This window comes from Gammaproteobacteria bacterium (assembly GCA_013696315.1).
In the GTDB taxonomy this organism is placed as follows: Bacteria; Pseudomonadota; Gammaproteobacteria; order JACCYU01; family JACCYU01; genus JACCYU01.
Map to the genome: position 1 here is coordinate 1 of JACCYU010000207.1, position 8,409 is coordinate 8,409.

Annotated in this window: 11 protein-coding genes; 8 read left to right on the forward strand and 3 right to left on the reverse strand. The window is 57.8% G+C overall.

Translation table 11 applies throughout. From position 1 onward, the window contains the following. On the reverse strand, positions 1 to 322 hold a 322-nt coding region (locus H0V34_12105; protein ID MBA2492400.1), incomplete at its 3' end, for a pentapeptide repeat-containing protein. A 484-nt stretch (positions 323 to 806) separates the two neighbouring features. Here H0V34_12105 and H0V34_12110 point away from each other — a divergent pair. From H0V34_12110 to H0V34_12125, 4 genes are all read left to right on the forward strand, one after another. After that, complete coding sequence (locus tag H0V34_12110; GenBank protein ID MBA2492401.1) at positions 807 to 1,262, forward strand: c-type cytochrome; 456 nt, start codon at positions 807 to 809, stop codon at positions 1,260 to 1,262. A gap of 297 nt (positions 1,263 to 1,559) precedes the next feature. Beyond that, a complete protein-coding gene (locus H0V34_12115) occupies positions 1,560 to 2,549 on the forward strand; it encodes a quinoprotein dehydrogenase-associated putative ABC transporter substrate-binding protein (protein MBA2492402.1) in 990 nt (329 codons plus the stop codon). A gap of 37 nt (positions 2,550 to 2,586) precedes the next feature. After that, positions 2,587 to 3,324, forward strand: a complete 738-nt coding sequence (locus tag H0V34_12120; GenBank protein MBA2492403.1) for a hypothetical protein — start codon at positions 2,587 to 2,589, stop codon at positions 3,322 to 3,324. Beyond that, the gene (locus H0V34_12125) at positions 3,321 to 3,893 is read left to right on the forward strand and encodes a DUF3280 domain-containing protein (GenBank protein ID MBA2492404.1); all 573 of its coding nucleotides are present in this window, start codon (positions 3,321 to 3,323) and stop codon (positions 3,891 to 3,893) included. Before H0V34_12120 ends, H0V34_12125 begins: the two co-directional genes overlap by 4 nt. Here the strand turns inward: H0V34_12125 and H0V34_12130 are convergent. Both H0V34_12130 and H0V34_12135 read right to left on the reverse strand, forming a co-directional pair. After that, complete coding sequence (locus H0V34_12130; GenBank protein MBA2492405.1) at positions 3,887 to 4,813, reverse strand: TraB/GumN family protein; 927 nt, start codon at positions 4,811 to 4,813, stop codon at positions 3,887 to 3,889. The two genes, H0V34_12125 and H0V34_12130, sit on opposite strands and share 7 nt — an antisense overlap. Positions 4,814 to 4,820: 7 nt before the next feature. Beyond that, positions 4,821 to 5,255: a DUF302 domain-containing protein gene (locus H0V34_12135; GenBank protein MBA2492406.1), complete on the reverse strand. Its 435-nt coding sequence runs from the start codon at positions 5,253 to 5,255 to the stop codon at positions 4,821 to 4,823. Between the two features lie 230 nt (positions 5,256 to 5,485). Here H0V34_12135 and H0V34_12140 point away from each other — a divergent pair, with 230 nt between their 5' ends. From H0V34_12140 to moaA, 4 genes are all read left to right on the forward strand, one after another. Further along, positions 5,486 to 5,905 (forward strand): hypothetical protein, encoded by a 420-nt coding sequence (locus H0V34_12140; protein MBA2492407.1) that lies wholly within the window; start codon positions 5,486 to 5,488, stop codon positions 5,903 to 5,905. Positions 5,906 to 5,941: 36 nt separating this feature from the next. Further along, complete coding sequence (moeB, locus tag H0V34_12145) at positions 5,942 to 6,718, forward strand: molybdopterin-synthase adenylyltransferase MoeB (GenBank protein MBA2492408.1); 777 nt, start codon at positions 5,942 to 5,944, stop codon at positions 6,716 to 6,718. Positions 6,719 to 7,077: 359 nt separating this feature from the next. After that, entirely contained in the window at positions 7,078 to 7,548 is a 471-nt protein-coding gene (locus tag H0V34_12150) for an SRPBCC family protein (GenBank protein ID MBA2492409.1), read from the forward strand. Between the two features lie 15 nt (positions 7,549 to 7,563). Then, positions 7,564 to 8,409 (forward strand): GTP 3',8-cyclase MoaA (moaA, locus tag H0V34_12155; protein MBA2492410.1); only part of this gene is annotated, 846 nt, incomplete at its 3' end.

Consider the following 8,409-nt stretch of genomic DNA (forward strand, 5'->3'; position numbering starts at 1 on the left):
GATTGACCCCCGGCGCTATCGCCAGATCGAGCGTAACGCCTGATAGGTCGGCATCAGCCAGGTTACTACCATTCAATGTGATGCTCCGCATGTTGGCGCCGCTAAAATCGACACCGGACAGGTTCAGATCGGTCAGGTTCTGGTTGATCAGATCCGCCGGAGATTCCTGGCTGGACGCGGCCAGAACTTTGTCTACCCGGGCTCGATCCCACTCGGCAGTCCATGCCGGCGCCGTCAGCGACGACATCAGCGCGGCCGCGATAAAAGCCGGCTTGTATGGGACGTATACGCGCACGACGGTCGATTGAAACTTACGGGTCATGTGTGCGTTTCCTTGACTTTTTTAGTGTGAATGACGGGGTTTAACGAGCGGAGCTTAATGGGTCGGTGATATCCGATTGAAACTAAGAGGGTGCATTTGTCACGTCATTGTAACGCTGATCAGACGCTAAATGCGCCGGTGAATAAACATCCCACTACTTTTTGTTCAATCCATGTTGCGGCGTGTAAGTTTTCTATACGGTACCCCATGGCGGTGGCATGTTACGTGCTTCTTTCAACGGTGTAACAGTACGGTACCTACTGCGACTGAAAAGCCCACAACCCGCAGGACGCGCGACTGGCTCAGCACGCGGCGCCCGATGGATGCTGATGTACCTTGATGCTGATGTACCTTATTGATGCTGAGGTAATTGATTGGTGCGATTGAACCTCCATGGTGCTTCGTTGCTTAAAATACGTGGGTTCATGCTTGTTCGGTCCCATCGACTCACTTGTTTAACGCACACAAAAATAGCGGAGTTAGTATGCAAAAGCTGTTCAACATGTCCATGATCTTTGGCGGCCTCATCGCCACGTCATTTGTCGGCGCGGCTTACGCGGGCGGCGGTGACAAACCATACACCGTCAAGTGCTCGGAGGGCGTTTGTATGGTAGATAGCAGTACATACGAAGGCCAGCGTCGCTTCGAGGGCACTTGCGGGTTGTGCCATGGCGCGCAAGGCGTGGGCGCCATACGCGGCCCGGCCCTGACCACTGGAAACGGAAGGCTTCAGGGCATGGACTACGTAGTCTTCGAAACGGTCGTCACCAATGGCATGACAGGCGACTTCGGCACTATGCCTGCGTTCGGCAAGGATCCGAATATCCAACCCTACATTGGGGACATCTGGTCATACCTGCAGGCTGTCAAGGACGGCAAGATAACGGGTGAGCTGGAAGAGTTGGGCGGGCAGAAGAAGAAGTATAGCGGATGGGAGTGACCTGATCGCGCCCCGAGCGATAGCGAGCGGTTTACTAGATTACACGCTCCAGCGAGGAATCATCTCGGCAGATCGCGGGTCGCGGAAGTTTTCGCGACCCGCGGCTACATTCATACTCAAGTCACGAACACCAACCAGAATGTCAAATCGGCCGCTATAAACGCGGTCCGAGCACGCGCCAGATAAAACGGTTTGGTGCGCCGCAGGTGAGCAGGTCGCATATCGCTTTCGTAGCTTTGTCATCGCACCTAAAGGTTAAGAAATATGTTGAAAGCAGGGCCTAAGGTTAACAACTGCATGACGCGGGTGAGCATCGTGGCGGCCATGATTTTCGCTGTCGCTGCGTCGTCGTGTACACCCGAATCGGAAGAAGGCAAGGAGCCGGCAGCGGAAAGCGGTAAAGACACCGCCGAACCCCGAGAACCCTCCGAATCTGGTAACCAGGGCGCCTCCGCACGAGGCCAGCTGGGCGCCACAGCGGCGGGCGAACAAGCGGACAGTGAGAATGAACGTGCTGTCTTTCGCGTGTGCGCCGACCCTCATAACCTGCCGTTTTCCAACAGGGCAGAGAGTGGTTTCGAGAACAAAATCGCGGAATTGATGGCCAGAGAGCTGGATCTGCCGGTGGAATATTACTGGCAGCCGCAGCAGATGGGCTTCGACCGGCTTACCCTCAAGGGCTGGAACGAGCAGGAGAAACGCTATCAATGCGACATCGTCATGGGCACCACCAGCCTGGACGTGGGGACGACCACCACACCTTACTACGCTTCCACCTACACGCTGGTGTATCCCAGGGATGGAAAACTGGGTGATCTCGAATCGGCGCAGGATTTAATCGAGAAGGCGCTGGACGACAGGACTTTGCGCATCGGGACATTCGACGTGGGCCCGGGCGCGGCATGGCTGCAACAAAACGGCTTGCTTGCGCAGCTGGAACCTTATCGCGCGCAGAGCGGCAGTCGCATGGTGACGCCGGGGAGAATCGTCAAGGACGTGGCTGATGGCAAGATCGACGCGGCCCTCGTGTGGGGTCCGATCGGCGGCTATTACGCGCAACAGTACAAGTCCGCGAACCTGGAGGTACTCCCGCTGCAGTCGGAAGGCATCCGCTTCGACTACGGCATCTCGATGGGCATGCGTTATGGCGAGGACGAATGGATGCAGACCATCGAGCGCTTGATCGCCGAGAACAAGGATCAGATACACAAAGTGCTCGCCGAATACAACGTACCTCTGGTCGAGATTCCCAAAGAGGATATGGTGAAAGAGGATGATGATGACTAGTGTCTCCGGATCGATAGACACTGTATCGATAAGCACTGTGTCCACATATAAAAGACGGGGCATAATCGCCGTCACCATCATCGCGTCACTGATGGCAATCAGCCTGCTCGCGGGATTTGTCCAAGCCAAGTCAGACGATACGTTTTCCAAGGCGAACACTTTGCTGTTTCTAAGCAGACATCTGGACAACGTGCGGGGTGCCTCTGTCCTGCACTACGCATTCGAAAAGCGCGGCCCGATGGAAGATGGTTATAAGGACAGCATCGATATAACGCTATCGCCAGAAGTGGAGAGTGGCGACAAAAGGGCAGAGGTCCGTTACTTCACCGGCGCGCGCAACCAGTACATGGCGCCCATCTCCAATGTACAAGGCAATCCCATTATTTCGATATTCCTGCAGCGTGATGTCAATGACATGGAGCAGCGCACGGAAGGCTCCTGGCTGTATTTTCAGAAGGCCATCAAGGTGGCACTGGAAAATCAGGCCACGGTAAAACCAGTCACGTTCGAATATGAGGGCCGGACGGTCAATGGCAGCCAGATCAGGATTACACCTTATCGGGACGATCCGCGCCGCGCGCAAATCGAGCCGTACGCGGACAAGTTCTATGTATTTTTATTGGCCGACGCGGTGCCGGGAGAGGTTTACCAACTGCGTAGCGTAGTACCCGCCGAGTCCAGGCAGGCTTCAAAGGAAGCGCCTAAGGCGCTGCTGGAAGAGGTTGTTACCCTCGGCGCCGTCGAGCCACTGGCCCACACGGAGAGCTTAAAATGATTCACAACATTCGACCATCGCTATTTCGTCAAGCCCGCCTGCTGCTCCTGGGCGCCTTTTTGATTTTACCGTTTGCGGCGCATAGTCGCGAAGCTACTGTCGCCGTGGCGGATTTCGATCTGCTCGACACCAGCCTGCAGGGCGAGATGATGCCAAGTTCCAGCAAGGCCGACCAGAAGCGCCTTGAAAGGACTATGCGGCAGATTGCTCGGCAACTCGATGACTCGAAATTTTTTACTGTCGTCGGCACCAAGGCCGCTGCGCGGATCAGCGGGCAGTTAAGAGAGAATCAGGTGTACCTGCACGACTGCAACGGGTGCGAAATGCGCATCGGCGAGACCGTGAATGCCGATTATGTGCTGGTCGGTTGGGTGCAGAAGGTCAGCAACCTGATCCTCAATATGAACCTCGCGTTGCGCAAGGTGCCGGCTGGCGAGGATGTCGTGGGCGTATCGGTGGACATGCGCGGCAATACCGACGAAGCCTGGTCGCGCGCGGCCACTTATGTCCTGGAAAATTCGTTCTTTCCGGGGTACGCAAAAGTGCAGGAGAAAAACAGCGATCAATAAACCGGGGTGACCCGGTAGCCTTGCGCTTCAAGTCCCTGTAGCAACCCTTCTTCGCCCGGCAGGTGTAGTGCACCGATCGCGATGAAGGCGTTGCCCGCTGTCAGATACGGGCCCAGACGCTTCAGCATCCGCTGACTCCGGTCGTCCAGAAGGCGCTCGCTGAAGGTTCGCGATACGGCGACATTGGAGGCCTCATAGCGCATGCTCACTTTCAGCATGCCGCTCAAATCCTGGTCATAGTAGCGATCCGTCAGCGCCCGCGCCTGCTGTTCGATCAGCGAGCGGTTACATACCGTATCCATCACAATCTCGCGTTGGTGGGATAGCGGGATATTCTCCAGCGCGGCCACCAGCTCCGCGACCGTCTGCAGGCCGCGCACTGGTATTTCCCGCTGTTTCGCCATTGTTTCCAGCACTTGATCGAGTGTCGGGGCGCCCGTGGGTATGGGTCTGGACAGTAAACTAAAAGCCGCCCATGGTTTTAGCCGTAAGGCCGTTTGTCGGTCGACGCCATAGTCCACCAGCAGGTCCAGCAGCCACTTGCGGAACGGTTGCTCGAATAGCGAGTCCACGTTCGGCGCCCGGGTCGAGAGCATCTGCCGCCTGTAATAGGTCATCGCAGACCGATGCAATACGGTCTCGGCGACGAAACGATCCGCTTTCACCAGCGCGAGCGCCACAGCGGGAGGAAGCCTGGTGATTTGCAAATGAATAGTGCCAAAAAGATAACTGGCGGGCGCGCCGCGACGTTCTACTTTCCAGAGCATGCCGCTGGCGTGCGGAGTTGCGTCCGGCGCCTCTTTTGAGCTTGGCACATAGGTTCGCTCGGGCGGGCAGGCTTCGCTTCCGGCCAGTACCGGCGGCACCGTATAGCACAAGAGCGCGACCCCGTGCGCAATAAATTTCTTCGATACCTTCATGACCGCACTATCGCACCGCGAAGTTCAATATTCTGCGCAGCATAACATTCAGCTTGCGCGAGAACGTCTTGACCCGCGGGTCATCCGAGTCCTCGGGCAGGCTTGTGGTCGTAACAGTGATGCGCTCCCCATGATCGTAAACGGCCACGCGGCAGGGCATGTGCGTGATGAAGAAGGGGTCGAGCTCCAGCGCCTCTTGCGCAAGGGTCAGATTGCAGAAGTGGATGATCAACGCCTGCGGGAAGTCTTTTACGCCCCGCGCGCGGATTCCGCGGCCGATGTCGTTACGGCCAGTGATCCGGAAGTTGCGCTGGGTGATGGCGAATTCCAGATCGAATACAACGTTCTCGAAGGTCTTGGTGCGCGTTTCCGCGTGGATGATCGGCGTCTGGACATGGCCGCGAGGCGGCGCGCACGCTGGCAGGCAAACGACGACGAGCATAAAGCAGGTAATCCGCCGGCAGCGGAAAATCAGAGCTGAAAACGCTGTGTCAGTCACATCTGCACGGCTGGCGCCCATCGTTAATAGACATATAAAACGCGTAGATACAAAAACGCGGAACCGCGTTATAGTTTACGCAGATTTGGCGCCCGTCAAGCCCGATGTGAAAGCAATGCCGTTGCCGTGCCTCTATGCCCTCAACTGAAACGTATCCTTACTGGAGAAACATTATGGACATGGCGACCCTCTCTGCTTTGTTGAGCTGGGCAGTGCTCCTTTCCGGCTATGCGGACCCGGAGCATTCCCCCGAGCTTGAATACAAGCCGCATGCGTTTTTTGTTTCCGAGGCCTGCGGCGGCGAGGAGTGTGAAGCCATCGGCTGGTATAATGACGCGGGCATAGTTTACCTCGATGAGCGAATGCGCGGCGACGAGCGCAGCGACGCGCGCAGCCTGGTGGTGCATGAGCTTGTGCATTATCTCCAGCATCTCAGCGGCAAGTACGATTCGCATTCCTGTGCGGATCAGATCGCCCGTGAACGCGAGGCCTACGCCATCCAGCGCATTTATATGGCCGAAGCGCACGGGCAGCCCCAGTTCCAGCAGATGCGGCCGCCCCTTTGTAACGCGGACTATCAGGGCGTTCCCTGACCGTGAATCCGCTGACCCCAAAAATGGTGGTCATCCATGGATGACAACCAGCTGCTGCGCTACAGCCGCCAGATCATGCTGCCTGAAATCGATATCGCGGGTCAGGCGCGGTTACTCAAGTCGCGGGTGCTGATCGTCGGCTTGGGCGCGCTCGGCTCGCCCGTGTCCATGTATCTTGCCGCCAGCGGGGTGGGCGAACTGCTGCTGATGGATCACGACAAGGTGGAGCTTTCCAACCTCCAGCGACAGATCGTCCATACCACAGACCGTATCGGAACATCGAAGGTCCAGTCGGCACGCGCGACTCTGCGGGCGCTGAATCCCGAAATCTCTGTCGTGGGGCTAGCCAGTACGTTCAATACGGAAACGTTGAGCCGCGGGACAGGTCGGGTCGACGCGGTGGTCGATGCGACTGACAATTTCGTGGCGCGTTTCGCTATCAATCAGGCCTGTTTCGATGCCCGCACGCCGCTAATCTCGGGCGCCGCCATTCGCTTCGAAGGCCAGGTTTCGGTCTACCCGTTCGATCGCACCGACCGCCCCTGTTATCACTGTTTGTACGGAAACGTTGAGGAACCCGCTGGCTCATGCGCGGAGAACGGCGTGCTGGGTCCGGTAGCAGGGCTGGTGGGATGCATCCAGGCCATCGAGACAGTCAAAGTGCTGTTGGGTTTCGGCGATATCCTGGCTGGACGCCTGCTTTTGATCGACGCGCGCAGCATGGACATGCGCGCGGTGCGGCTGCCGAAAGATCCGGATTGTCCGGTATGCGGTGACAGAGCGATCCGGCGCATCGATCTGACAACTGGTTAAGTCGGCCACCGCGGTTGGTGAATACGCCGCAAAGCTTGCCCTGAGCCCCAAGCTGTCGAGGGGGGCGAACGCGATGCCTTCGCGCGAGCCTTCCGCGATAAACCCTACAAGCGCAAAGGCGTTACGCTTATACTATGTGTAATGCGTTAACCGCGCGTCAGACTCGATCCTTAGGGCGAACGCGTATTGGCGCCGGTAACATTGCCGGCAACCGTCGTTACCTTCCAGTTCGCAGGCTACACGCGAAGTGAGGCGGATGCGTGCTTGCGCCGCTTCGATCTGTACATTCACCGCCGCGGTGGATGAATTTTCATCCCGCGTCACTTGTCCCACAAGTATAAAGAGATAGAGGTAAGAACATGGCAACTAAATCGAGTAAACCAAGTAAATCCGCCGAGCCGACCAAGGTTAATTCGACGACCCATCTGGACGTGCCCGCCGAACAGGTGTGGCAAATGATCGGGCAGTTCAAGTCGTTCGCCGACTGGCATCCAGCGGTAGAAAAGAGCGAGCTGGAGCAAGGCGGATCGGTGCGGCGTCTGAGTCTTATTGGCGGCGGCACCATCGTCGAGCGCCTGGAGCGCATCGATGACGAGTCTTTCAAGTACCGTTACTCGATCGTCGACAGTCCGTTGCCGGTCGCCAATTACGTCTCTGAACTGCGGGTCGTCAAGGACGATTCGGGCAATGGCTGCAGTGTAGAATGGTCCAGCGAATTCGCGCCCGCGGCCGGTACGTCAACGTCCGACGCGGAAAAGTCGATTCGCGACATCTACGATGCGGGCCTCAATAACCTGCAAAGCCTGTTCGTCAAAAAGCAACCCGGCTGAACCACCAGGCGTTTTATGCTAGGCCACACCAGCCACTTGACGGACACCCTAGCCCGGCCGCTGCGCGATCTGCGGATCTCGGTCACCGACCGCTGCAACTTCCGCTGTACCTACTGCATGCCCAGATCGGTATTCGGAGTCGGCCATCGGTTCCTGGGTAACGATCAGTTGTTGAGCTTCGAGGAGATCGAGCGGCTGGCGAGGCTGTTTGCAAGTTACGGTGTGCGCAAGCTTCGCCTGACAGGCGGCGAACCGCTGGTGCGGCGTGAGCTGGAAACGCTGGTCGAAAGGCTGGCGTCGCTGTCAGGCATCGAAGACATCAGTCTGACCACGAATGGTTCACTACTCACACGAGACAAGGCAAAAGCGCTCAGGCGCGCCGGGCTTCGGCGTATTACCATCAGCCTGGACGCGCTGGACGACGCCACTTTCATGGCGATCAACGATGTCGATTTCCCGGTCAGACGGGTGCTGGAGGCTATCGAGAACGCGGCCGACGCCGAGCTCTCGCCGGTGAAGATCAACATGGTGGTCAAGCGCGGCGGCAACGAGCACAGCATCCTGCCCATGGCGCGCTTCTTTCACGGCACGGGACATGTGTTGCGTTTTATCGAGTACATGGACGTCGGCAACAGTAACGGCTGGCGACACGATCAGGTGCTGCCAGCCGCCGAAGTGGCCGCCATGATCGACGCCGAGTTACCGATTGAGCCGATCGACGCCAATTATCCCGGCGAAGTCGCGCGCCGCTGGCGTTACCGTGACGGCGGCGGCGAGCTTGGCATTATCACGTCCGTCACGCAGCCGTTCTGCCGCAGCTGTACGCGTTCGCGGCTCTCGGCACAGGGCATGCTTTACACC